Annotated in this window: 25 protein-coding genes and 1 tRNA gene; 14 read left to right on the top strand and 12 right to left on the bottom strand. The window is 67.9% G+C overall.

The window, feature by feature from the left end:
• The 9 genes from DSD19_RS13610 (at window position 1) to DSD19_RS13650 (ending at window position 9,026) form a co-directional block, all read left to right on the top strand.
• Window positions 1-993, top strand: a complete 993-nt coding sequence (locus DSD19_RS13610; RefSeq protein WP_113669968.1) for a TRAP transporter substrate-binding protein — start codon at window positions 1-3, stop codon at window positions 991-993.
• Between the two features lie 76 nt (window positions 994-1,069).
• Window positions 1,070-1,627 carry a TRAP transporter small permease gene (locus DSD19_RS13615; protein WP_113669969.1) on the top strand — a complete coding sequence of 186 codons (558 nt, stop codon included), beginning with the start codon at window positions 1,070-1,072 and terminating at the stop codon, window positions 1,625-1,627.
• Between the two features lie 3 nt (window positions 1,628-1,630).
• Window positions 1,631-2,911, top strand: coding sequence for a TRAP transporter large permease (locus tag DSD19_RS13620; protein ID WP_113669970.1), 1,281 nt, complete (start codon window positions 1,631-1,633; stop codon window positions 2,909-2,911).
• A 10-nt stretch (window positions 2,912-2,921) separates the two neighbouring features.
• Entirely contained in the window at window positions 2,922-3,227 is a 306-nt protein-coding gene (locus DSD19_RS13625; RefSeq protein ID WP_113669971.1) for a cupin domain-containing protein, read from the top strand.
• Window positions 3,228-3,238: 11 nt separating this feature from the next.
• Window positions 3,239-4,063 (top strand): 5-dehydro-4-deoxy-D-glucuronate isomerase, encoded by an 825-nt coding sequence (gene kduI / locus DSD19_RS13630; RefSeq protein ID WP_113669972.1) that lies wholly within the window; start codon window positions 3,239-3,241, stop codon window positions 4,061-4,063.
• Window positions 4,060-4,803, top strand: coding sequence for a 2-dehydro-3-deoxy-D-gluconate 5-dehydrogenase KduD (gene kduD / locus DSD19_RS13635; RefSeq protein ID WP_113669973.1), 744 nt, complete (start codon window positions 4,060-4,062; stop codon window positions 4,801-4,803). Before kduI ends, kduD begins: the two co-directional genes overlap by 4 nt.
• Entirely contained in the window at window positions 4,793-6,238 is a 1,446-nt protein-coding gene (locus DSD19_RS13640) for a mannitol dehydrogenase family protein (RefSeq protein WP_371412607.1), read from the top strand. The genes kduD and DSD19_RS13640 overlap by 11 nt, the downstream gene beginning before the upstream one ends.
• Window positions 6,239-6,346: 108 nt before the next feature.
• Window positions 6,347-7,654: a xylose isomerase gene (gene xylA / locus DSD19_RS13645; RefSeq protein WP_113669975.1), complete on the top strand. Its 1,308-nt coding sequence runs from the start codon at window positions 6,347-6,349 to the stop codon at window positions 7,652-7,654.
• Between the two features lie 52 nt (window positions 7,655-7,706).
• A complete protein-coding gene (locus DSD19_RS13650) occupies window positions 7,707-9,026 on the top strand; it encodes a cytochrome-c peroxidase (protein WP_113669976.1) in 1,320 nt (439 codons plus the stop codon).
• On the opposite strand, the gene DSD19_RS13655 is transcribed toward DSD19_RS13650, so the two are convergent.
• Together DSD19_RS13655 and DSD19_RS13660 are read right to left on the bottom strand one after the other, a co-directional pair.
• A complete protein-coding gene (locus tag DSD19_RS13655) occupies window positions 9,023-10,522 on the bottom strand; it encodes a CRTAC1 family protein (RefSeq protein ID WP_113669977.1) in 1,500 nt (499 codons plus the stop codon). The two genes, DSD19_RS13650 and DSD19_RS13655, sit on opposite strands and share 4 nt — an antisense overlap.
• A complete protein-coding gene (locus tag DSD19_RS13660) occupies window positions 10,519-11,817 on the bottom strand; it encodes an ROK family transcriptional regulator (RefSeq protein ID WP_113669978.1) in 1,299 nt (432 codons plus the stop codon). The genes DSD19_RS13655 and DSD19_RS13660 overlap by 4 nt, the downstream gene beginning before the upstream one ends.
• A gap of 237 nt (window positions 11,818-12,054) precedes the next feature.
• On the opposite strand from DSD19_RS13660, the gene xylF reads away from it, so the two are divergent.
• The 4 genes from xylF to DSD19_RS13680 all read left to right on the top strand — a co-directional run bounded on the left by xylF (window position 12,055) and on the right by DSD19_RS13680 (window position 15,450).
• On the top strand, window positions 12,055-13,083 hold the full coding sequence (xylF, locus tag DSD19_RS13665; protein ID WP_113669979.1) for a D-xylose ABC transporter substrate-binding protein: 1,029 nt from the start codon (window positions 12,055-12,057) through the stop codon (window positions 13,081-13,083).
• 78 nt (window positions 13,084-13,161) lie between these two features.
• Entirely contained in the window at window positions 13,162-14,457 is a 1,296-nt protein-coding gene (locus tag DSD19_RS13670; protein ID WP_113669980.1) for a sugar ABC transporter permease, read from the top strand.
• A complete protein-coding gene (locus DSD19_RS13675; protein WP_075787346.1) occupies window positions 14,457-15,221 on the top strand; it encodes an ATP-binding cassette domain-containing protein in 765 nt (254 codons plus the stop codon). The genes DSD19_RS13670 and DSD19_RS13675 overlap by 1 nt, the downstream gene beginning before the upstream one ends.
• A gap of 155 nt (window positions 15,222-15,376) precedes the next feature.
• Window positions 15,377-15,450: transfer RNA gene (locus DSD19_RS13680), tRNA-Cys, on the top strand.
• A gap of 70 nt (window positions 15,451-15,520) precedes the next feature.
• Here the strand turns inward: DSD19_RS13680 and DSD19_RS13685 are convergent.
• From DSD19_RS13685 to DSD19_RS13720, 10 genes are all read right to left on the bottom strand, one after another.
• Window positions 15,521-16,498, bottom strand: coding sequence for a tyrosine-type recombinase/integrase (locus DSD19_RS13685; RefSeq protein ID WP_113669981.1), 978 nt, complete (start codon window positions 16,496-16,498; stop codon window positions 15,521-15,523).
• On the bottom strand, window positions 16,495-16,665 hold the full coding sequence (locus tag DSD19_RS21830) for a hypothetical protein (protein WP_158272366.1): 171 nt from the start codon (window positions 16,663-16,665) through the stop codon (window positions 16,495-16,497). Before DSD19_RS21830 ends, DSD19_RS13685 begins: the two co-directional genes overlap by 4 nt.
• Window positions 16,662-17,738 carry a DUF5131 family protein gene (locus tag DSD19_RS13690; RefSeq protein WP_113669982.1) on the bottom strand — a complete coding sequence of 359 codons (1,077 nt, stop codon included), beginning with the start codon at window positions 17,736-17,738 and terminating at the stop codon, window positions 16,662-16,664. The genes DSD19_RS21830 and DSD19_RS13690 overlap by 4 nt, the downstream gene beginning before the upstream one ends.
• Complete coding sequence (locus DSD19_RS13695) at window positions 17,731-17,976, bottom strand: hypothetical protein (RefSeq protein ID WP_113669983.1); 246 nt, start codon at window positions 17,974-17,976, stop codon at window positions 17,731-17,733. Before DSD19_RS13695 ends, DSD19_RS13690 begins: the two co-directional genes overlap by 8 nt.
• Before the next feature lies 1 nt (window position 17,977).
• Complete coding sequence (locus tag DSD19_RS13700) at window positions 17,978-18,244, bottom strand: hypothetical protein (protein ID WP_113669984.1); 267 nt, start codon at window positions 18,242-18,244, stop codon at window positions 17,978-17,980.
• Window positions 18,237-19,880: a DNA cytosine methyltransferase gene (locus DSD19_RS13705; protein ID WP_113669985.1), complete on the bottom strand. Its 1,644-nt coding sequence runs from the start codon at window positions 19,878-19,880 to the stop codon at window positions 18,237-18,239. The genes DSD19_RS13700 and DSD19_RS13705 overlap by 8 nt, the downstream gene beginning before the upstream one ends.
• 21 nt (window positions 19,881-19,901) lie before the next feature.
• Window positions 19,902-20,153 (bottom strand): hypothetical protein, encoded by a 252-nt coding sequence (locus DSD19_RS13710; protein ID WP_113669986.1) that lies wholly within the window; start codon window positions 20,151-20,153, stop codon window positions 19,902-19,904.
• The gene (locus DSD19_RS21835; RefSeq protein ID WP_207802466.1) at window positions 20,153-20,296 is read right to left on the bottom strand and encodes a hypothetical protein; all 144 of its coding nucleotides are present in this window, start codon (window positions 20,294-20,296) and stop codon (window positions 20,153-20,155) included. Before DSD19_RS21835 ends, DSD19_RS13710 begins: the two co-directional genes overlap by 1 nt.
• Before the next feature lie 77 nt (window positions 20,297-20,373).
• Window positions 20,374-20,664 (bottom strand): hypothetical protein, encoded by a 291-nt coding sequence (locus DSD19_RS13715; RefSeq protein WP_113669987.1) that lies wholly within the window; start codon window positions 20,662-20,664, stop codon window positions 20,374-20,376.
• A gap of 183 nt (window positions 20,665-20,847) precedes the next feature.
• Window positions 20,848-21,585, bottom strand: a complete 738-nt coding sequence (locus tag DSD19_RS13720; protein ID WP_243627978.1) for a helix-turn-helix domain-containing protein — start codon at window positions 21,583-21,585, stop codon at window positions 20,848-20,850.
• On the opposite strand from DSD19_RS13720, the gene DSD19_RS13725 reads away from it, so the two are divergent.
• Window positions 21,584-21,796, top strand: a complete 213-nt coding sequence (locus tag DSD19_RS13725; protein ID WP_113669988.1) for a hypothetical protein — start codon at window positions 21,584-21,586, stop codon at window positions 21,794-21,796. The two genes, DSD19_RS13720 and DSD19_RS13725, sit on opposite strands and share 2 nt — an antisense overlap.
• The last annotated feature ends 89 nt before the right edge of the window (window positions 21,797-21,885 follow it).

Genomic DNA, 21,885 nt, shown 5'->3' on the forward strand with positions numbered 1-21,885 from the left:
ATGACCCATCTGAAAAGCCTCGCGGCGCTGCTGGCCTCGGCGGCGTTCGCGACCGTGGCCCTGGCCCCGGCGGCCCTGGCCTGCGAGCGGACCTTGCGGTCTTCGGACACCCATCCGGAGGGCTATCCGACGGTCGAGGCCGTGCAATTCATGGGCAAGCTGCTGGAGGAGAGGACCGGCGGCGCGCTGTGCATCGAGGTGTTCCACTCGGCCCAGCTGGGCGAAGAGAAGGACACGATCGAGCAGACCCAGTTCGGCGTCATCGACATGAACCGGGTCAGCCTCGGCCCGTTCAACAACATGATCCCGGAAACCCAGGTGCCGTCGCTGCCTTATATCTTCCGCTCGGTCGAGCACATGCACCATGTGATGGACGGGCCCATCGGCGACGAGATCCTCGCGGCCTTTGCCGATCACGACCTGATCGGGCTGGCCTTCTACGACGCCGGGGCGCGCAGCTTCTACAACAGCCAGCACCCGATCCAGGCAATGTCCGATCTGAAGGGCATGAAGTTCCGGGTGATGCAGTCGGATCTTTTCGTCGACATGGTCGATGCGCTCGGCGCCAATGCGACGCCGATGCCCTATGGCGAGGTCTATTCCTCGATCCAGACCGGGGTGATCGACGGCGCCGAGAACAACTGGCCCTCCTATGACAGCTCGGGTCATTTCGAGGTCGCCCGGCATTACACGCTCGACCAGCATCTGATCGTGCCCGAGGTTCTGGTGATCTCGAAAAAGACCTGGGACGGGCTCTCGGACGAAGACCGGCAGGCGGTGCGCGCGGCCGCGAAGGACTCGGTGCCGCATATGCGCGAGCTCTGGGCGGCGCGCGAGGCGGAGTCGGAGGCGAAGATGCGCGAGGCGGGCGTCGAGATCGTGACCGGGATCGACAAGACCCCGTTCATCGAGGCGATGGTGCCGGTCTACGAGAAATACGTCACCTCGGACAAGCTGAAGGACATGGTGACCCGGATTCAGGCCACCGAATGAGCGATGCGGACGGCGCGCGGCCCGGATCGCGCGCCGTTCCGCAAGGGCAACCGGGGAGGAAAGAGTGCAGCGGACGATGCGAAGGGTTGCGCGGGTCACCGGCGCGCTTGCCACGGCCGGGCTCTGGACGGCGGGGGCGGGGCTTGTGCTGATGACCGTCTTCATCGCCGCCCAGGTGTTCTGGCGTTACGTGCTGAACGACTCGCTGCAATGGACCGAGCCCGCGGCGGTGATGATCATGGGCTGGTTCATCTTTCTCGGCGCGGCGGTGGGCCTTCGCGAGGGCTATCACCTGTCGTTCGACGTGGTGCTGTACGTGTTGCCGGACCGGGTCCGGCCCTGGCTCCATTCGGTATCGGACCTCGTCGTCGCGGCGTTCGGCACCGGCATGGTGATCTACGGCGCCGAACTGGCCGACCGGACCGCGGGCAACAAGCTGCCCGCGCTGGGCATTTCGGGCGCCTTCGACTTCCTGCCGCTGGTCGGCGGCGGCGCGTTGCTGGCTCTGTTCGCGCTGGAACGGCTGGCCCGCCGCGCGGCCGGGCTGCCGACGCCCCGCTTCGGCGACGATCACGAGATCGAGCCCGGCTCGGATGCCGGGCTGTCCGCCGCACCCGGGACGGAGGCGCGCTGAGCGATGGAGCTTTGGGTTCTTTTCGGCAGCTTCGTCACGCTTCTGCTGATCGGTACGCCGGTGGCCTTCTGCCTGGGCGCGGCCTCCTTCGCGACGGTGCTGTATCTGGGGCTGCCGCCCGTTGTGGTGTTCCAGCGGCTGAATTCGGGGGTCTCGGTCTATGCGCTGATGGCGATCCCGTTCTTCATCTATGCGGGCGATCTGATGGTGCGGGGCGACATCGCCCGGCGGCTGGTGGCGCTGGCAGGCGCGCTGGTCGGCCATTTCAAGGGCGGGCTCGGGCAGGTCAACATCGCGGCCTCGGTGCTGTTCGGCGGTGTCTCGGGCTCGGCCGCGGCCGATGCCTCGGCGGTGGGCGGGCTGATGGTGCCGCAGATGAAGGCGCGCGGCTACGGCACCGATTACGCCGTCAACATCACCGTGGTCTCGTCGATCATCGCGCTGATGATACCGCCCTCGCACAACATGATCATCTATTCGATCTCGGCCGGCGGAAAGATCTCGATCGCCGATCTTTTCACCGCTGGCATCGTGCCGGGCCTCTTGCTGGCGCTGTCGCTGATGATGGCGGCGCGCCTCGTGGCGCTGCGGCGCGGCTATCCGACCGAACCCTTCCCGGGCCTCGCCGCGCTGGGCGGGCTTCTGCTGAACGCCATTCCGGGGCTGATCCTGATCGCGATCATATTCGGCGGCGTGCGCTCGGGCGTCTTCACCGCCTCGGAAAGCTCGAACATCGCCGTGGTCTACGCGCTGGGGGTGACGCTTCTGGTCTACCGCTCGCTCAGCTTCGCCGATTTCGTCGAGGCGACCAAGGCGGCGGTGCGCACGACCGCGATGGTGCTGATGGTGATCGGCTGCGCCGCCGCCTTCGGCTGGCTTCTGGCCTTCCTGCGGGTGCCCGCGCAGCTGGTCGCGGTGCTGGCGGACCTGTCCGACAACCCGCTGGTGATCCTGCTTCTGATCAACGTCGTGCTGCTGATCCTCGGCACCTTCATGGACATGTCGCCGCTGATCGTCATCACCACGCCGATCTTCCTGCCGGTGGCGCAGGCCTTCGGGGTCGATCCGGTGCATTTCGGGGTGATCCTGATCCTCAATCTCGGGATCGGGCTTTGCACGCCGCCCGTCGGCGCCGTGCTGTTCGTCGGCTGCGCCGTCGGGCGGGTGCCGATCTGGCAGGTGATGCGCACGATCTGGCCCTTCTATCTGGCCGCGCTCGCCACGCTGATTGCCGTCACCTACATCCCCGCGCTGTCGCTCTGGCTGCCCGGGCTCTTCCACTGAGGACCGACCGATGCCCTATCCCGAGACCGAACCCGACCCCGGCATCCGCCGCCGCGTGCTGGCCGAGACCCCCGAGCTGATGCTGGTCTCGTTCCGCTTTGCCCAAGGGGCCGAGGGCCCTCTGCACAGCCACCCGCATGTGCAGGCAAGCCATGTGCGGTCGGGCCGGTTCCGCTTTGCCGTCGCGGGCGAAAGCTTCGAGGTGGGGCCCGGCGACAGCTTCGTCATCCCCTCGGGGGCCGAACATGGCTGTCTCTGCCTCGAGGCGGGCGAGCTGATCGACAGCTTCGCCCCCCGCCGCGACGATTTCCTGTGAAAGGGGACAGCATGCTTCAGGTCGAGACCCGCCATGCGGTGCATCCCGACCAGGCCAGAACCATGGACACCGCCGCGCTGCGCCGCCATTTCCTGGCAGAGGGCCTGTTTCAGGACGGTCGGCTGCGGCTGGTCTATACCCATTACGACCGTTTCGTTCTGGGCGGCGCGGTGCCAGCGGGCGGACGGCTGACGCTCGATCATGTGCCCGAGACCGGCACGCCCGGCTTTCTCGACCGGCGCGAGCTTGGGATCGTCAATCTCGGCGGGCCGGGGACCGTCACCGCCATGGGCGAAAGCTGGGCGATGGCGCGGGGCGATGTGCTTTATCTGGGGAGGGGCGCGGGGCCGGTCGTCCTTGCGGGCGAGGGGCGGTTCTATCTTGCCTCGGCACCCGCGCACCGGACCTGCCCGAACCGGCTGATCCGCCCGGCCGAGGCCAACCGGGTCGAACTGGGCAGCGCCGACGGCGCCAACCGGCGGGCGATCAACCAGTTCATCCACCCGCTGGTGATGGAAAGCTGCCAGCTGGTGCTGGGCTATTCCGTGCTCGAGCCGGGCTCGGTCTGGAACACCATGCCGCCCCATACCCATGACCGGCGGATGGAGGCCTATCTGTACTGGGACATGGCGCCCGAAGACCGGGTGCTGCACCTGATGGGTCCGCCCGACGAGACCCGGCATCTCTTCGTCGCCAATGAAGAGGCTGCGCTCTCGCCGCCCTGGTCGATCCATGCCGGGGCCGGAACCGGGCGCCATGGCTTCGTCTGGGCGATGGCGGGCGACAATACCGACTTCACCGACATGGACATGGTCGCGCCCGGAGACCTGCGATGACCCTGTTCTCGCTGGACGGCCGCCGCGCCTTCGTGACCGGCGCCAATACCGGGATCGGGCAGGCCATCGCCCTGGCGCTGGCAGCGCAGGGCGCGGCCGTCACCTGCGCCGGGCGCCGTCCCTCGGACGAGACCGTGAGCCTGATCGAGGCCGCGGGCGGTACGGCCCAAAGCCTGATCCTCGACCTGGCCGCCCCGATGGCCGGGCGCGATCTCTTTGCCGGGGAAGGCTACAGCATCCTCGTCAACAATGCGGGCATCATCCGCCGCGCCGACAGTCTCGATTTTTCCGAGGCCGACTGGGACGCGGTGATGGATGTCGATCTGAAGGCGCTTTTCTTCACGTCCCAGGGCTTTGCCCGGGCCTCTTTGGACACAGGCACCCTGCCCGCAGCCATCGTCAACATCGCCTCGCTTCTCAGCTTTCAGGGCGGTATACGCGTTCCCGCCTATACGGCGGCGAAACACGGGGTGGCGGGGCTGACGAAAATCCTCGCCAACGAATGGGCGGGGCGGGGCATCAATGTCAATGCCATCGCCCCGGGCTATATCGCCACGAACAACACCGCGGCGCTGCGCGACGACCCCGTGCGCAGCCAGGCGATCCTCGACCGGATTCCGGCCGGGCGCTGGGGCGCCCCCGAGGACATCGCCGGAACCGCCGCGTTTCTTTGCTCCCCGGCCGCGCGCTACATTCACGGCGCGGTCCTGAACGTAGATGGAGGCTGGCTTGCCCGCTGACCGAATGACCCGCACCGCCAAGGCCCCCGAGGCCGGCATCGTCCACCTTGGCCTCGGCGCCTTCTTCCGCGCCCATGGCGCGATCTATACCGAAGAGGCCGTGGCCCGCTCGGGCGGCGCCTGGGGCATCATTGGCGTCTCGCTGAAATCGCCCGGCACCCGCGACGCGCTGGCGCCGCAGGGCTGCGCCTATACCGCGCTCGAGCTCGGCCCCGAGGGCGCCGTCGCGCATCCGGTCGAGATCCTCCGCGAGGTTCTGGTCGCCCCCGAGGACCCGCAGGCGGTACTCGAGGCGATGGCAGATCCGGCGATCCGCATCGTCACGCTGACCGTCACCGAGAAGGGCTATTGCCACGATCCCGCGACCGGCGCGCTCAATCTCGATCACCCCGACATCCTGCACGATCTGGGCTCGGCCCATCCGGTCTCGGCGCCGGGCTATCTGGTGCGCGCGCTGCAGCTGCGCCACGACCGGGGGCTGCGCCCCTTCACCGTGCTGACCTGCGACAACCTTCCCGATAACGGCCGCGTCGTGCGCGGCGTGGTGCTGGCGCTGGCCAGCCGGATCGACCCGGGCCTCGCCGACTGGATCGGGACCGAGGGCCGCTTTCCGTCAACCATGGTCGACCGGATCGTGCCCGCCACCAGCCCCGAGGACATCGCCCGCGTCGAGGTGCTGACCGGATACCACGACGCCGCCCCGGTGATGCACGAGCCGTTCCGGCAATGGGCGATCGAGGACGATTTCGTCGATGACGCGCGGCCCGACTGGGGCGCCGTCGGGGCCGAGCTGGTGGCCGAGGTCACGCCCTACGAGCACATGAAGCTCAGGATGCTGAACGGCGCCCATTCGGCGCTGGCCTATCTGGGCTATCTGGCCGGGCACGAGACCATTTCCGAAACCGTGGCCGACCCGGCGCTGGGCGGCTTCGTGCGCCATCTCTGGGCCGACGAGATCGCCCCGGCGCTGACACCGCCGCCCGGCGTGTCGCTGGTCGCCTATGCCGAGGCGCTGGGAACGCGCTTTGCCAATCCCGCGATCCGGCACCGCACCTGGCAGATCGCCATGGACGGCAGCCAGAAACTGCCCCAGCGCATCCTTGCCACCCTGTCGGACAACCTTGTCGAGGGCCGCGCAAGCCCCGGTCTGATCCTGACCGTCGCGGCCTGGATGCGCTATGTCGGCGGCATCGACGAGACGGGCCGACCCATCGACGTGCGCGACCCGCTGGCCGGGCGGCTGCGCGCGCTGAGCGACGGCGCCGAGACGCCCGTGGGCAAGGTCGCGGCGCTGCTCTCGGTCCGCGAGATCTTCCCCGAGGCGCTGGCGCGCACCCTGAAGAGCCATCTGGCCGAGGCCTATGCGCGGCTTCAGCGCGACGGCGCGCGGGCTGCGGCCGGGGCCGTCTGGGCCGAGACCGCCGGGGCGGACTGACCCGCCCCCCGATCCCGGCATCGCGATTGTTCCATGCCCGGATCGGGGCTACCAAACAGGCGGGGGGCGCATGCGGACGCGGCGCCGCCCCGGACAGGAGGACCGCACATGACCGACTTCTTCCACGGCATCGACAAGATCGCCTATGAAGGCCCCGACAGCCCCAACCCGCTGGCCTTCCGCCATTACGACCCGGACGCGCTGGTGCTGGGCAAGCGGATGGAGGATCATCTGCGCTTTGCCGGCGCCTACTGGCACAGCCTCGCCTATGAGGGGCTCGACCCGTTCGGCGGCCGCACCTTCGAGCGGCCCTGGTATGGCGACGGGATGGACCGGGCCTTCGTGAAGGCCGATGTCGCCTTCGAGCTGTTTTCCAAGCTGGGCCTGCCCTTTTTCTGTTTTCACGACGCCGATGTGCGCCCCGAAGGCAAGACGCTGGTCGACACGGTCACCAACCTGAACCGCATCGCCGAGGTCTTCGGCCAGAAGATGGAAAAGACCGGCATCCGCCTGCTCTGGGGTACCGCGAACCTCTTTTCCCACCGCCGTTACATGGCGGGCGCGGCCACCAACCCGGACCCCGAGGTCTTTGCCTATGCCGCCGCCTCGATCAAGGCGATGATGGACGTGACCCACCGGCTGGGCGGCGAGAATTACGTGCTCTGGGGCGGGCGCGAGGGCTACGAGACGCTGCTGAACACCGATCTCGGGCAGGAGATGGACCAGATGGGCCGGATGCTGTCGATGGTGGTCGAGTACAAGCACAAGATCGGCTTCAAGGGCACGATCCTGGTCGAGCCGAAGCCGCAGGAGCCGACCAAGCACCAATACGATTACGACGTCGCCACCTGCTACGGCTTTCTCAAGCGCTACGGGCTCGAAAACGAGGTCAAGCTGAACATCGAGGTCGGCCATGCCTTCCTCGCGGGCCACAGCTTCGAACATGAACTGGCCCTGGCCGCGGCGCTGGGGGTGCTGGGCTCGATCGACATGAACCGGAACGATCCGCAATGCGGCTGGGATACCGACCATTTCCCGAACGATCCGCAATCGGTGGCGCTGGCTTATCGCGAGATCCTGAAGGCGGGCGGCTTCACCACCGGCGGCACCAATTTCGACGCCAAGATCCGGCGCCAGTCGATCGACCCGGCCGATCTGTTCCATGGCCACATCCTCGGCATGGACACCTGCGCGCGGGGCCTGAAGGCCGCCGCCGCGATGATCGAGGAGGGCAGCCTCGATGCCGCGCTGAAGGACCGCTATGCAGGCTGGCAGGCACCCGAGGCGCAGGCGATGCTGAATGGCGAACGCAGCCTCGATCAGATCGCCGAACGGGTCCTGGCCGGGGAACGCGAGCCCGAGCCGCGCTCGGGCCGGCAGGAATATCTGGAAGGGCTGGTGAACCGCTTCGTCTGAGAGGCTTGACGTGCCTCCCCCGCCCGCGCTTTGCTGGCGGCGGGAGGAGACCATGACACGCCTTGCCACGGCCCTCATGGCGGCGCTGGCGGCCCCGCCGGGTCTGGCGGGCAGCCTGCCTGCGCCGCTCACCGATGCCGATTTCGCGACCGCGCCCGAGGCCGAGACCCGTCTTGGGCAGCTCTTGTTCTTCGACCCGATCCTGTCGGGTAACCGCAGCATCTCTTGCGCGACCTGCCACCATCCGCGGTTCGCGACCGGCGACGGGCTGTCGCTGGGGCTTGGCGAGGGCGGCATCGGGCTTGGGCCCGCGCGCCGCGCCGATCCGGCGAACCCGCCCGAGCGGCTCATCCCGCGCAACGCGCCACCGCTGTTCAACATGGGTGCGGCCGGGGTGACGGTGCTGTTCGCCGATGGCCGGATCGAGACCGATGCCAGCCGCCCCTCCGGGTTCCGCACCCCGATGGAGGACGAGATGGTGGCGGGGTTTGCGAACCTGCTGTCGGCGCAGACCATGTTCCCGGTGCTCTCGCCCGACGAGATGGCCGGGCATTATCAGGAAAACGACGTGGCCCGTGCCGTCCGGCAGGGTTTCATCACCGGACCGGGCGGCGCCTGGGACCGGATCGCGGGCCGGGTTGCGGCACTTCCGGCCTACCGGACCCGGTTCGAGGCGGTCTATCCCGAGATCGCCGCCGGGCGCCCCGTGGCCTTCACCGACATCTCGAATGCCATCGCCGCCTTCGTCTCGGCCGAATGGCGCGCCGATGACAGCGCCTTCGACCGGGCGCTCCGGGGCGGACCGCCGCTGACCGGACCGGCGGCCGAAGGCCAGGCGCTGTTCTATGGTCCGGCGGGCTGCGACGCCTGCCATTCCGGACCCTTGCTGTCCGACATGGGCTTTCATGCCATGGGCGCACCGCAGCTCGGCCCCGGCAAGGTCGAACGGTTCGAGAAGGGCCAGGCCGATCCGGGCCGGTTCCGCGTCACCGGCCATGCCGCCGACGCCTTCGCCTTCCGCACGCCGATGCTCAGAAACGTCACCCGCACCGGCCCTTGGGGCCATGCCGGGGGCGATGCCGACCTGCGCACCTTCCTCGCGCGCCACGCGGCCCCCCGAAAGGATCTGGACCGCCACCCGCGCGAGGCCGTGCTGCCGCATTTCGACAGCCCCCAGCCGGTCTGGGCCGTGCTCGACGACCCCGAGGCCCGCGCTGCCATCGAGGCTGCGGCCTTGCCCGGCCCCGGTCTTGCCCCGGACGAGATCGAGGCATTGATGGCCTTTCTCGAGGCGCTGACCGACGAAACCGCGCTGGCCGGGCGGCTGGGCATCCCCGACGCCGTGCCCAGCGGCCTGCCGGTCGACCGCTAGGGGCGCAGCGTCACCACGCCATCGGCCGCAACCTCCTGCCAGTCGCTCCAGCCCGCGCCGGGCCAGAGCACGCGCAGCAGGGCCGTCTCGGCCGCGCCCAGCCCGAAATGCACAGGCCCCGCCTGCCCGCCGCCATGGCCGCCGCCGACCGTGACCTCGCGGGTCTGCGACAGGCCGCCCGCGCGCAGCTCGATCCAGGCCCCTACCGCATGCGTATTGGGCGGGGGCTGGCGCAGCTCGACCCCAAGCCAGTGGCCGGTGCCGGGCGTCGCGTTCTGCCACAGCTCCAGGGCCGCGCGGCGGTTCACGACCACCAGATCGAGCCGCCCGTCGCCGTCGAAATCGGCCAGCCCCGCCCCCCTCGACCGCGCGCCCGAGGCGATCCCGGCCGCATCCCCCGCCTCATGAAACCTACCGTCCGGCTGCTGCATCAGCAGGTTGTTGGGGTCCTTCATCGCGTTCGAGGGCATCTGGTCGACATTGCCCTTGGCAATGAAGAGATCGAGCCGCCCGTCATTGTCGATGTCGCCGAATTCGGCATGCCAGCCGGTCGAGGGCCGCCCGTCATCGCCCAGATAGGGCCGCTGGGCATAGCTGCCCTGCGCATAGGGCGCGTCGCGCAGCACCCCCGCCTCGTTGAACTGCAAAAGCTGGTCGCCCATCGAGGTCAGCATCACCTCGGGAAAGCCGTTGCCATCGAGATCGGCGCTGGCGATCCCCATTCCCCACAGCGAGACCCGCCGCCAGCCCTCGTCCGGCCCGCGCTCGGCCAGCGGGTCCAGCCGCCACATCTGCTCGTAGCCGCCGCTGACATAGTAATGCCGGTCGTTCGAGATCCGAAGCTCGGGCCGCCCGCTGCGCTGCCAGTCCGAAAAAAGCATCGACAGCGCACAGAACCCGGGGGCCAGCGGCAGCGGCGCGCCGTACCGTCCGGCCTCGGCCCGGTGCAGTTCGTTGCCGTCGCAGGTGCCGAAGGGGCCGTTCGGATCGGCGCGGTCGACATAGTTGCCGATGGCCAGCGTCGGCAGGCTGCGACCGGGCTCCCATGTCGCGGAAAAGGCCGTGCTCCAGCCGTCGCCGCCCGCGAAGCCCCAATCGGCCTTGGCAAAACCGCACCGCCCGTCGCCGCGCAACAGCAGGTTCGGCCCGGCCCGCAGCACCGCCAGATCGAGGGTCCCGTCGCCGTCGATATCGAGCGGCCAGAGCCCGGTCACGCCCGTCGGCACCGGCAGCCCGGCCGCCTCGAAGGCCAGCGCAGCACCCGGCCCGGGGGTGCGGTTGACGAAAAGATGCGTGGGCCCCGCCCCTCCGGCGGCGGCGAAATCGGGCCGCCCGTCGCCGTTGCAATCGAGGATCGCGACGCCGCCGCCCACGAAATGCTCCCACCCGCCGGAATAGACATGGGCCACCGGCAGCGCGGCGCTTCGGTCAAGAAAGACCGGACCGGCCGAGGCGGGTACGGCCAGGACAAGCAGCGCGAGCGTCAGCCCCTTCATGCCGCCGCCCCCTCGAACGGGCCGCCGATCCGGCGGTCGGTGACAGCGCCCAGCGCCAGCGCGCCCGCGCCATGCGCCCCCAGCAGATCGCCCCAGGCATGGACCTCGATCCTGGGCGGGGTCGCGCGGGCGGGCAGCACCGAGCCGCCGACCTCGGCGATGGTTTCCTGCGCATGAAGATAGTCATAGCGCATCCGCTCGCCGCTGAGGATCAGCAGTTCGGGGTCGAAGACGTTGATGACATTGGCCAGCCCCAGCGCCAGATAGCGCCCGGCGCGGCGAAAGATCGACTGCGCCGCCGCATTGCCCGCCTTGGCCTCGGCATAGAGCCTCTCGACCAGATCGGCGCCGCCTTGGGCCCCGCCGCCCACACTGCCGCCCGCCAGGTCGAGCGCGACATGGGCTTCGCGCGCCAATGCGTAATCGGCGACATAGGCCTCGAGACAGCCGCGCTGGCCGCAGCGGCAGAGCGCGCCGTCGAGTTCCACCTTGGTATGGCCAAGCTCGACCCCGAGCCCCAGCGCCCCGCGAAACACCCGGTGGTTCAGCACCAGCCCCATGCCAAGTCCGTGTTCAAGCGTGACGACGGCGAAATCCGACAGGGTCCGCCCGCTGCCGAACCAGAGTTCGGCCAGCGCCGCGAGATTGGCGTCGTTATCGACGATCACCGGCAGGCCGAGCCGGGCCGAGGCAGCCTGCGCCAGATCGACATCGCGCGCGCCGAAAACCGGCGACCAGTGCACCCGGCCCGAGGCATGATCGACGAAGCCCGGCACGCCGATGCCGACCTGCGCCAGATCGCCCGCCCCGATCCCGGCCTCGGCGCAGACCGACCCGATCAGCCGCGCCAGCACCTCGATCTGGTCGTCGAGGGGCGCGCGGTCGCGGGCGGGTTCGCTGGCCTCGGCGATCTGGTTGCCCGCGAAATCGAGCGCCACCGCCACATGCTTGCGCATCGAGAACTTGACCCCCGCCACCGCATGTGCCCCGGCCGCGACCCTCAGCGCGACCGGCGGGCGGCCCCTCAGCGGTTCGGCCCCGGGCACCAGGGGCACCTCGGTCAGATAGCCCTGCTCGATCAGTTCGGAGGTCTGGGTCGTCACCGAGGCCGGGCTGACCCCCAATTCGCGCGCAAGCTGGCCCCGCGAGACCTCGCCCATCGCCCGGACCTGCTCGAAGATCTGCTGGCGCAGCGGGCGCGGCGCCGGGCTGCGCGGCGGCGCCAGCGGGCCGCAGCCGCGCGGCTGATCGGGGTTCCCGGGTCCCAGATGCGGCGTCGAGACCGGCGGCGTCATCATTTTTCATTCACCGAACTAAATCCGCGCGAAGAATGGGGAAATCACGCCTCGCAGCGCTCGGTTCTGCACGCCGCGACAGCTGAACCCCGGCATTTCCTCCCCATATCCGGGCAGATCAAGTATCGCAGAACAATTTTATTTTGACAGGTGAAAAATCGGTGTCATGCTGCTGTCAAGGCGCGGCGGCGTCCGCCAGGCGACGGCCGCGGCCCGGTGATGCTTGGGAGGTATCAGATGCAAGGAAGAACGCTGATCGCGGGCCTTCTGGCCGCGGCCTGTCTTGGCGGGCCGCTGCTCGCGCAGGATCTGACGGTGGGGGTAAGCTGGTCGAACTTTCAGGAAGAACGCTGGAAGACCGACGAGGCCGCGATCAAGTCCGCGCTGGACGCGGCGGGGGCGAAATACGTCTCGACCGACGCGCAGTCCTCTTCGGCCAAGCAGTTGTCGGATGTGGAAAGCCTGATCGCGCAGGGCGTCGATGCGCTGCTGATCCTGGCGCAGGACACCTCGGCGATCATTCCGGCGGTGCAGTCGGCCGCGGACGAGGGCATTCCGGTGATCGCCTATGACCGGCTGATCGAGGACGGCCGCGCCTTTTACCTGACCTTCGACAATGTCGAGGTCGGCCGGATGCAGGCCCGCGCCGTGCTGGAGAAGGCGCCCGAGGGCAATTACGTGATGATCAAGGGCTCGCCCACCGACCCGAACGCCGATTTCCTGCGGGGCGGCCAGCAGCAGGTGCTGCAACCCGCGATCGACGCGGGCAAGATCAAGATCGTGGGCGAGGCCTATACCGACGGCTGGCTGCCCGCCAATGCCCAGCGCAACATGGAACAGATCCTGACCGCCAATGACAACGAGGTCGACGCGGTCGTGGCCTCGAATGACGGCACGGCGGGCGGCGCGGTGGCGGCGCTGATGGCGCAAGGCATGGGCGGCATTCCCGTCTCGGGGCAGGACGGCGACCATGCCGCGCTGAACCGGGTCGCCAAGGGCACCCAGACGGTGTCGGTCTGGAAGGATGCGCGCGAGCTTGGCAAGGCCGCGGGCCAGATCGCCATCGAACTGGCGGGCGGCACCAAGATGAACGACATCGACGGCGCCCAGCAATGGACCTCGCCCAGCGGCACCACGCTCTGGGCCAAGTTCCTCGAACCGATCCCGGTCACGCGCGACAACCTGACCGCGGTCACCGATGCCGGCTGGATCGACGTGGACGCGCTGTGTCAGGGCGTCGAGAACGGCCCCGCCCCCTGCAACTGAGCCCCGAACGGCCCGGCGGGCGACACCTGCCGCCCCCGGCGCCGCAGCGCGGCCCCAAGGTCTTCGGAGAGGCAGGGAATGCAACACGCCCGGACCCGCAGCGATGCGCCCGCCCGCAAGTCGATCTTCGACTCGCTGGAGCTTGACACGCGTCTGCTTGGCATGATCGGCGCCTTCGTGGTGCTGTGCCTGGTGTTCAATCTCGTGACCGACGGGCGGTTCCTGACGCCCCGGAACATCTTCAACCTGACGATCCAGACCGTCAGCGTGGCGATCATGGCCACCGGCATGGTCTTCGTGATCGTCACCCGCAATATCGACCTGTCGGTCGGCGCGTTGCTGGCCACCTGCTCGGCGGTGATGGCGATGGTGCAGACCGTCGTGCTGCCGGGCTGGCTGGGGCTTGGGCTGGGCCATTGGGCGATCGCGCCGCTGGCCATCGCCGCAGGGCTGGCGACCGGCGCGGTGATCGGCGGGTTTCAGGGCTGGCTGGTGGGGTTTCTGGGCATCCCTGCCTTCATCGTCACGCTGGGCGGGCTTCTGGTCTGGCGCAACGTCGCCTGGTACCTGACCAACGGGCAGACCATCGGCCCGCTCGACCCCACCTACCAGCTTCTGGGGGGCATCAACGGCACGCTCGGCGAAAGCCTCTCCTGGGGCTTCGGGCTGGCGGCGACGGTCTTCGCGCTGGTCTACATGGCGACCAGCCGCCGCAACCGCCGGGCGCATGATTTCCCGGTCAAGCCGCGCTGGGCCGAGGCGGTGCTGGGCCTCGTGGTCGCGGGCGCGATCCTCGGCTTCGTCGCGGTGCTGAACGCCTATGAGGTGCCCGCGCGAAAACTCGCCCGGATCTTCGAGGCGCGTGGCGCGGTCCTGCCCGAGGGCTTTACCGCGGGCTACGGGCTTCCGTTCTCGGTGATCCTTCTGATCCTGATCGCGGCCGGGATGACGGTGATCGCCCGGCGCACCCGCTTCGGGCGCTATGTCTTCGCGACCGGCGGCAACCCGGACGCGGCCGCGCTGTCGGGGATCAACACGCGCTGGCTGACGGTCAAGGTCTTCGCGCTGATGGGTGTGCTGTGTGCGCTGTCGGCGGTGGTGGCCTCGGCCCGGCTGACCTTCCATTCGAACGATATCGGCACGCTGGACGAGCTGCGCGTGATCGCGGCCGCGGTGATCGGCGGCACCGCGCTCGCGGGCGGCTCGGGCACGATCTACGGCGCCATCCTCGGCGCGCTGATCATGCAGTCGCTGCAATCGGGCATGGCCATGGTCGGGGTCGATGCGCCCTTCCAGAACATCGTGGTGGGCGCAGTGCTGGTGCTGGCGGTGCTGGTCGACATCCTCTACCGCAAACGGACGGGAGAACGGTGATGGCGGACGCACGCGGCACCCCCCTGGTCGAGATGAAGGACATCTCGATTTCCTTTGGCGGCATCAAGGCGGTCGATCATGTCTCGGTCGATCTCTATCCCGGCGAGGTTGTGGGGCTTCTGGGCCATAACGGCGCGGGCAAGTCGACCCTGATCAAGTGCCTTTCGGGCGCCTATCAGCGCGATGCAGGCGAGATCCTGATCGACGGCCGCCCCGCCGCCATCTCGAACCCGCGCGACGCCCGGCGCTACAATATCGAGACGATCTACCAGACGCTCGCGCTGGCCGACAATCTCGACGCCGCCTCGAACCTCTTTCTGGGCCGCGAGCTGGTGACGCCGCTGGGGCTGATGGACGAGGCCGCGATGGAGGCCGAGACGCGGCGGATCATGGCCCGCCTCAACCCCAATTTCCGCAAGTTCGCTTCCCCGGTCTCGGCGCTGTCGGGCGGGCAGCGGCAGTCGGTTGCCATCGCCCGGGCGGTCTATTTCAACGCCCGCATCCTGATCATGGACGAGCCCACGGCCGCGCTCGGCCCGCAAGAGACGCAGATGGTGGCCGAGCTGATCGGCGAGCTGAAACGGCAGGGGCTCGGGATCTTCCTGATCGACCATGACGTCCATCAGGTGAAGGCGCTGTGCGACCGGGCGGCGGTGATGAAGAACGGCCGGCTTGTCGGCATCGTCCGGGTCGAGGAGGTCACGACCGACGACATCCTCGCGATGATCATCGCCGGCAAGAAGCCCGCCCATCTGGCGGCCTGAAGGCCGCCTGCCGAAGGCTCAAGCGCAAGCCGGCATCGGGCTCGGCCAAGGAAAGCGCGGCCGCCTCTCCGCGCCCTGGAGGATCTCCACCAAGGCCGCGATGTTGAGGCTTGTGCTGCGGGATTTCGGATGCTAGAGGGCTAAGCGCTTGACGTGGCGAGTTGGCGGAGTGGTTACGCAGCGGATTGCAAATCCGTGTACAGGAGTTCGATTCTCCTACTCGCCTCCACTACTTAGCGGTTCCGCTCCGCGATCTCTCAACACCTCTCTCAACATTCACGTTCTGGTCCCGTTCCGTTCTAGAGCCTGCGTTCTTGCGCCTTGAGGGCCCGGACCTTCTGCCTCACATGGGCGGTGTAGTGCGCAACCATCGCCATGGACTGGCCGGTGACAGATGCGATTTCCTCATCTGTCAGCCCCAAGGAGCAGAGTTCCGAGGCCGCAGTGTAGCGCAGGGCATGAATGTCGTAGGCTTCCGCGCCGATCTTCTCCCTGACCTTCCTGACCGCCTGTGCGGCGCCTCTGTACGACCATGGGCCAGTTGCCCGCTCGTTGGTCAGAATGAAGACGCTGCGGCGGTCGGCCGCTTCAAGAGTGACCCGCAGCGTCTTCGTGAGCGGCACCCACAGGGTTTTGCCGGTCTTGTTCTGCCGGACGTTTATCCCGCCGTTCTCAAGGTCGCCCCAGCGCATTTTCAGGACATCTCCGATCCGCTGCCCGGTTCCGAGGCAGAGCTCGAAGACAAGTAGCGCGCGCCCTTCCGCAGCGTCTCGATACGCCTTGACCAGATCGGCGGGCCACGGTCGACGATCTATCGTCTCGCCTTTCACCTGCTTGATGCCCTTGGCCGGGTTCTCGGACACCATGCCAATGTCGATGGCATGCTCCATCAGGATACGGGACACCTGAACCACGTAGTTTGCGAATCGGGCCGCGTCAGCGTTGGCATCGCGCAAGGCAATGAAGTGCTTGCGCTGCGCCTTGACCGGATCGAGAGCGCCCCATTTCGCCTCGATCACGGAGAGCACGCGCTCGTAATCCTTGCGGGTTCGGGGCGCCAGAGAGGTGAAGCGCTCGGATCGGCGGTAGCTGTCGATCAGCCCGTTGAAGGTGCGCTTGGACGGTGCGCGGACAGGCCCCTTGAGCCGAAGCGCATATTCCGCCCAGAACGCCGGGGTCAGTTCCTGGTTCTCCATCCGGACGGTCGGCTCGCCCCGACGCTGCCAGTAGATCGCAGTTCCCTTGCGATAGACATGCTTCGGCAGGTCGCGCTTCATCGCCTCAGATCCATTGCTTCGAATTCGTCGATCTCATCCTGGTCTCGAAAAAGGATCAGTTCGACCTCCCGGCCTCTGACAATGACACGCTGCACCGTTTTTCCGCACGCCTCAACGGCGGAGATGAGGCGCCGCACGCGATCATCGGTACGGAGTTGCTTGCTCATGGCGCGTCCCTGCCCTCCTCCATCCAGTCTTTCTCCGGCGCCATGCCCATGGCCACCGCCATCCCATCCCATGTCCTGCCGTCGATCAGGCGACCAGCGGCACGCTTGCCGACGCGGCGAACGCCGACAGCGGGGAGTTTCTGCACGTAAGGCCAGAACACCCATTCGCCGTCCTGCCAGAAGCGCGCCTCCTGATCGCCACGATGCGAGCCGCCGTCGAAGCACCCGTCCATAGGGTAAGCTGCCAACGGCTCGCCATCATCGTCGCCCAAAAGAACGCAGGGCGACCATTCCCCCCACTGCTTGAAGAAGAAGGCCACGCCCGCCGCCTGGCACTGGTCGCGCAGCCCGCGCACCCAATCCGGGTGCATCGGCCGGGCGCGCGGGCCGCTCTCGCCGCCGACGATCACCCAATCAAGACCAGGCACAACGGAAAGATATCTGCGCAGATCCATCGCTCCCAGTAGCGGCTCGGCCGAGACGAACCGCACGGCCGCCGGTGTCGCGAGCAGGTGCGGGGTTCGCGCGTCGGCGGCGGCCTGGTCCTCGATGCTGGTGCCGAGCCAGACGTTTGGAAGGCCGTTTTTCGTCCAGCTTGTCGCTGTCTCCGGCCATACAATCACCGCATCGACAAGCCTCAGGATGTCGATCATCTCGGCCCATCTCTGCCCCACATCATGTTGCGATAGATACCGCAGCATCCGCTCGGGCCGCTTGGTCAGCACCTGAAACGTGTGCTGCGACGCCAGCGCCATGACGGCGAAAACCCGGTCGATCCATTCGTCGGGCACGGCCTCGTGGAACAGATCGCCATGCGCGCAGACGAAGATCCGCCGCGGCTTGCGCCAGCGCAGCGGCTGGTCGATCCATTCCTCGTTGAACCGCACCTCGCCCGTCCAGAGGTGGCGCCCGCCGCTTTCGCGCGTCAGGCCCGCCCGGCTCGGGTGGTGCTTGAGCCGCGTCCCGGCCAACCCCATCGCATAGCAGTTGGTGCAACCGGCCGAAACGATGCTGCAGCCTGTGATGGGGTTCCAAGTAGAATCCGTCCATTCGATGTGGGTGTGGTCAGCCATCGGCGGCCTCCTGCCAGGGGATCAGGCGAACCATCTGCAATTCTTCCATGTTGAGCACGACGAGTTCGAAACGCCGCCAGCCGCGGAATCCGTGGGCGCGAACGTGGCCATCTATTGCTTCCAACAGGCTGACCGCGTTCGCCTCTGGCATCATGATGCGCGCCACATGCCCGCCTTTCAGGTGAATGCAGACTGCCCATCGCGGCTCCGGCGGCAGCGATGCCAGATCGATCGCCAAATTAGCCATCCTCCCGGCCCTCCTGCCTGAGCGCTGTGCGGATACGTGCTGCGGCAATCCTCGCCGAATTTACGGCTGAGATCATAGCTTGGGGGTCCGCCAAAACCGGCCGCTTATCGAATAGATCAAGCGCTACGGAAGCCTTTTCCAGCGCCTCGCGCAGCCGCGCGTTCTCGGTGCGGAGGCGGGCCAGTTCGCCGGTCGGCTCGATGGCGGATAGGACGCGGGCGGCGTAGTCGGCTTGGGCGGCGGTTGGGGTGTCAGGCATTGTTCGCTTCCTCGGCTTGCATGGGCACCGCCAGGTGTTGGCAGTTGGCAGCGATGATCGCGGCCGCGACTGGCGGGCAGACGCTGTTGCCGCAGCACGAAATCTGCACGTCCTTCGGGAACGGCCTGAACGTGGGCTCGTCACTGTCGAACCCGTCCCAGACACCCTCGATCACATAGTCAGACGGGAAACCCTGGGCGTTGAACAACTCGCGCGGGCTGAGCATCCGCATGCCGATGTCGATCACGACGAAGTTCTGCCCGTCGATCTCGAGCGTGACGAAGGCGCCGCCGTCCCATGCGCCATGGGCGCGCAGGAACTCGGCCACCTCGCGGGCCCGTGCCTCGTGTTCCTCGGCGAAAGGGGGCGCGGCCAGATCGGCCTGCATGTGGCCCATGCGGTCCTTGACCGTCACGGTGTGGCAGGGCTCGTCCATCCGGGCGCCGTCGCCGGTGCCGTAGTATTTCGCGAACCATGCCGCGACCGGCGTCTGGTGGCTGCCGCTGGCCAGCACGGTCGGATGCGGGGCATCGATCGCGATGGCGCGGCGGGCTGTGCCTTTTAGGCTGAGCAGATGGGGGACGATCACGGCGTGGCTATTGCCCCCGCTGGTCACTGTCCCGAGTGGCGCGTCGACCGGATACTCTCGCCGCCCGCCGCTGTATCCGTGCGCAATGCTGGCGATGGCCGGGGCCAGTAAGCCAAGCGGCGCGGCGCCTGTGATCGTGCGCAGCGGCTGGGCCAGATCCTCGGTCCTAGCGCCGTGGGTCAGGTTCACGATGAAGGGCCGTTCGGCATCCAGAACATAGCGGCGCATGCCTCGGGCAATCCGGGCGAGCGAGTTCTTCGCCAGCGGGCGCACCGCGCGCAGGCCGTGCCGGGCCTTGATCTCGGCCGAGCTGTCGAAGATCGACGGACAGGGCAGCGACCAGTCGATGCAGTCGGCGGCGCTGCGCCACGGCAGCAGCCTGCCCTTGCGGACCGCCGGGCTGGCCGGATCGCCATGGGTCGGCGCGGGCCAGACGATGGGGCGGCCGTCGCGGCGGGCGATCAGGAAGAGCCGCTTGCGGATCGTGGGCGCGCCGTAGTCGCAGGCGCGCAGCTCGCGCCACTCGACGCGATAGCCGAGGCGGCGCAGCTCGCCGACCCAGTGGCGGAAGGTCTGGCCGCGGCGCTCGGGACAAGGGCGGTTGGCCTCGGTCAGCGGCCCCCAGTCGCGGAACTCCTCGACATTTTCCAGCGCGATCACCTCGGGCCGGACCCGGCGCGCCCAGAGCACGACGACCCAGGCGAGGTCGCGAATGTTGCGGGCGACGGGCTTGCCGCCCTTGGCCTTGCTGTGATGCTTGCAGTCGGGGCTGAACCAGGCGAGCCCGACACGGCGACCACGGCAGATCTCGGCCGGATCGACATGCCAGACATTGGAATTGAGGTGGTGCGTTGCCGGGTGATTGGCCTGGTGCAGGGCGAGCGCCGCGGCATCGTGATTGATCGCGACATCGGGGCTGCGGCCGAGCGCCATTTCGATCCCGGTCGAGGCCCCGCCCCCGCCCGCGAAGCTGTCGACGATCATCGGGGTCGGGTCGAAGGGGGTCCGGGTCGCGGGCTCGACCGGAAAGAGGGCGCCATCGGGCATCGGCGGGCGGTCCTTATGAGGTCACTCGAAGGGACAGAGGCGGGTGGCCGCCTCCATCCAGTTTTGGGCGGCCTCGGCCTCGTTGCGGCCGGTGGTGGTCAGCCCGAAGAGCTGGATCTCGTAGAAGGCCACCCGCCCGAGCAGCGCCGGGATCTCGATCCCGTGGCGGCGAAGCGCGCCTCGGATCGCGGCGAGTTGCACCTCGGGCGCGGCGGAGCGCCATTCGGCGACGAAATCGGCCAGTTCCGGTGCGGTGGTGAGGGCCGTTTCCATCAGAGGCTGCCGTTGGCGATTCCGGCCAGCGTGACGCCGCCCCAGGCCGAGCCGACAAAGAGCACGCCGATCAGGGCGCCCAGCAGCGCGTCGCGCCAGGTGCCGAAGCCGTAGGTTGCGGGAAGGTCGGGGATTTTTGGCATGCGGGGCATGAGGTCCTCCGGAGAGCAAACTGGGTCTGGGCATGGGATGAGGGCCGACGCGCGGCCCGCACCGATGCTCAGAGACCGGCGTTCTCGCTGTCCTCGCCCTCGGCCTCGCCCGGATCGGCTGGCTCGGGATCGGCGGCCTCGACCTCCTTCGGGTCGGTGCCGGTGGGGGCGCGGTAATAGATGCAGCCCGGGGCGTGGGTGCGTTCGAAGGCGTTGGTGCCCGCGATGGCGGCAAAGCAGCCCGTGGAATCGGCCGAGGGCTGGCGGATGGCCGACAGATCCTCGGTGGCGTTGACGGCGGCGAGCGCGGGCGCGGCCAGCAGGGCCACGGCGGCGGTGGCGGTCAGGATGGTCTTCATGGGTCTCCCCTTTCCGGTTGCGATGGGGATGACCATTATAGGGAAGTTTCCCTATGTCAATCTAAAAGAGGGAAACTTCCCCCCGTCATCGATCCGACGAGGCCGTTGCTTGGCGCATCAGTGCCTGTGGCGGCCCTGCGCGAGCGCCAACGATTGCTCTTTTTATCGTTGAAATGGGGTCGACTAGACCCGTTTGACGAGATCCGCAGGCCAATGAAGCCTGACTGGCGCGGCCCATTTGAGACGCACGTCGTGCTGGTTCTCGGCGTCAGGATTCAGCGCAATGAGGTGGAAGTAGCCAGGCTCTGAACCGAGCTTGACGAGCTTGACCCAGCCTAGGCCCCGCTCGCATTCGCAGACGCAGCGCCTACCGACAGCTTCGCTCGGAACCCCCTCGTGCGCGGGGCGGGAATAGAACAGCAAATCACCTGCCGAATAGACAGGTTCCATGCTGTCCCCAACGATTTCGACGGCGACAACGCCATGTGGAGAGAGGCCTGGTGGGCATTCGACCTGTGGGCCGTCGCCCTTCTCATACGCATCGAAAACGGGCACCTTGGCTCCGGCTCCGACCTTTCCGGCAATCGCGATTGTGAGCCTTCCTGCACCCGGCCCGTTGGCGGCGGCGAGGATTTCCTCGACGCTCATGTCGAGGGCCCGCGCGATTTTCATTGCGGTATCGAGTTTCGGGCTGGCCGCCTTTCCGCGTCGGAGATCTCGGATGAAGCTCTTGCTCAGACCAGCAGCCTCAGAGAGCGGCGCGGCTCGCAAGCCGCGCGCATCCATGATCCGCTCAAGGCCGGTAATGAAGTCGTCGCCAATCTCACCCATGCGAAAGAGATTGCACTGACTGGCAGAACGGAAGTAGCGGGAAGTTTCCTGTTGCGCAAAGCGGGAAGTTTCCCCATTATCCGGCGCCATGGAACAGCTCATCGCCGAAGTGAAGGCCTATGCGGAGGCCACGAGTAAAACGCCCGAGAAGGTGTTGCGCGAAGCCATCGGTGCCAGTTGGGGCGCCTGGGCCGCGTGGCAGGCAGGGACCTCCGGCCCGACCATGCGGAGCGTTGATCGCCTTCGCGCCTTCATGGCGGCAAACCCGGCCCCGGCCACGCGGGAGGACCCCGCATGCTGACGGCGTCCGCCCCATCGATTTCGACCCCGAGTCATTTTGCACGAAGCCACCATAGGGATGTCGCTATGCAAAAGTCCTTCCAGAATTTG

The organism is Rhodovulum sp. BSW8 (assembly GCF_003314725.1).
GTDB lineage: Bacteria > Pseudomonadota > Alphaproteobacteria > Rhodobacterales > Rhodobacteraceae > Rhodovulum > Rhodovulum visakhapatnamense.

Excerpts from the sequence above, each read along its gene's own strand:
- DSD19_RS21830 (WP_158272366.1), bottom strand. The coding sequence starts at position 16,665 with ATGAGCAAGCAACTCCGTACCGATGATCGCGTGCGGCGCCTCATCTCC.
- DSD19_RS13700 (WP_113669984.1), bottom strand. The coding sequence starts at position 18,244 with ATGCCTGACACCCCAACCGCCGCCCAAGCCGACTACGCCGCCCGCGTC.
- DSD19_RS13710 (WP_113669986.1), bottom strand. The coding sequence starts at position 20,153 with ATGGAAACGGCCCTCACCACCGCACCGGAACTGGCCGATTTCGTCGCC.
- xylF (WP_113669979.1), top strand. The coding sequence starts at position 12,055 with ATGCAAGGAAGAACGCTGATCGCGGGCCTTCTGGCCGCGGCCTGTCTT.
- DSD19_RS13705 (WP_113669985.1), bottom strand. The coding sequence starts at position 19,880 with ATGCCCGATGGCGCCCTCTTTCCGGTCGAGCCCGCGACCCGGACCCCC.
- DSD19_RS13715 (WP_113669987.1), bottom strand. The coding sequence starts at position 20,664 with ATGAAGACCATCCTGACCGCCACCGCCGCCGTGGCCCTGCTGGCCGCG.
- DSD19_RS13615 (WP_113669969.1), top strand. The coding sequence starts at position 1,070 with ATGCGAAGGGTTGCGCGGGTCACCGGCGCGCTTGCCACGGCCGGGCTC.
- DSD19_RS13670 (WP_113669980.1), top strand. The coding sequence starts at position 13,162 with ATGCAACACGCCCGGACCCGCAGCGATGCGCCCGCCCGCAAGTCGATC.
- DSD19_RS13720 (WP_243627978.1), bottom strand. The coding sequence starts at position 21,585 with ATGGCGCCGGATAATGGGGAAACTTCCCGCTTTGCGCAACAGGAAACT.
- xylA (WP_113669975.1), top strand. The coding sequence starts at position 6,347 with ATGACCGACTTCTTCCACGGCATCGACAAGATCGCCTATGAAGGCCCC.
- DSD19_RS13610 (WP_113669968.1), top strand. The coding sequence starts at position 1 with ATGACCCATCTGAAAAGCCTCGCGGCGCTGCTGGCCTCGGCGGCGTTC.
- DSD19_RS13725 (WP_113669988.1), top strand. The coding sequence starts at position 21,584 with ATGGAACAGCTCATCGCCGAAGTGAAGGCCTATGCGGAGGCCACGAGT.
- DSD19_RS13625 (WP_113669971.1), top strand. The coding sequence starts at position 2,922 with ATGCCCTATCCCGAGACCGAACCCGACCCCGGCATCCGCCGCCGCGTG.
- DSD19_RS13620 (WP_113669970.1), top strand. The coding sequence starts at position 1,631 with ATGGAGCTTTGGGTTCTTTTCGGCAGCTTCGTCACGCTTCTGCTGATC.
- kduI (WP_113669972.1), top strand. The coding sequence starts at position 3,239 with ATGCTTCAGGTCGAGACCCGCCATGCGGTGCATCCCGACCAGGCCAGA.
- DSD19_RS13655 (WP_113669977.1), bottom strand. The coding sequence starts at position 10,522 with ATGAAGGGGCTGACGCTCGCGCTGCTTGTCCTGGCCGTACCCGCCTCG.
- DSD19_RS13690 (WP_113669982.1), bottom strand. The coding sequence starts at position 17,738 with ATGGCTGACCACACCCACATCGAATGGACGGATTCTACTTGGAACCCC.
- DSD19_RS13675 (WP_075787346.1), top strand. The coding sequence starts at position 14,457 with ATGGCGGACGCACGCGGCACCCCCCTGGTCGAGATGAAGGACATCTCG.
- DSD19_RS13685 (WP_113669981.1), bottom strand. The coding sequence starts at position 16,498 with ATGAAGCGCGACCTGCCGAAGCATGTCTATCGCAAGGGAACTGCGATC.
- DSD19_RS13660 (WP_113669978.1), bottom strand. The coding sequence starts at position 11,817 with ATGACGCCGCCGGTCTCGACGCCGCATCTGGGACCCGGGAACCCCGAT.
- DSD19_RS13650 (WP_113669976.1), top strand. The coding sequence starts at position 7,707 with ATGACACGCCTTGCCACGGCCCTCATGGCGGCGCTGGCGGCCCCGCCG.
- kduD (WP_113669973.1), top strand. The coding sequence starts at position 4,060 with ATGACCCTGTTCTCGCTGGACGGCCGCCGCGCCTTCGTGACCGGCGCC.
- DSD19_RS21835 (WP_207802466.1), bottom strand. The coding sequence starts at position 20,296 with ATGCCAAAAATCCCCGACCTTCCCGCAACCTACGGCTTCGGCACCTGG.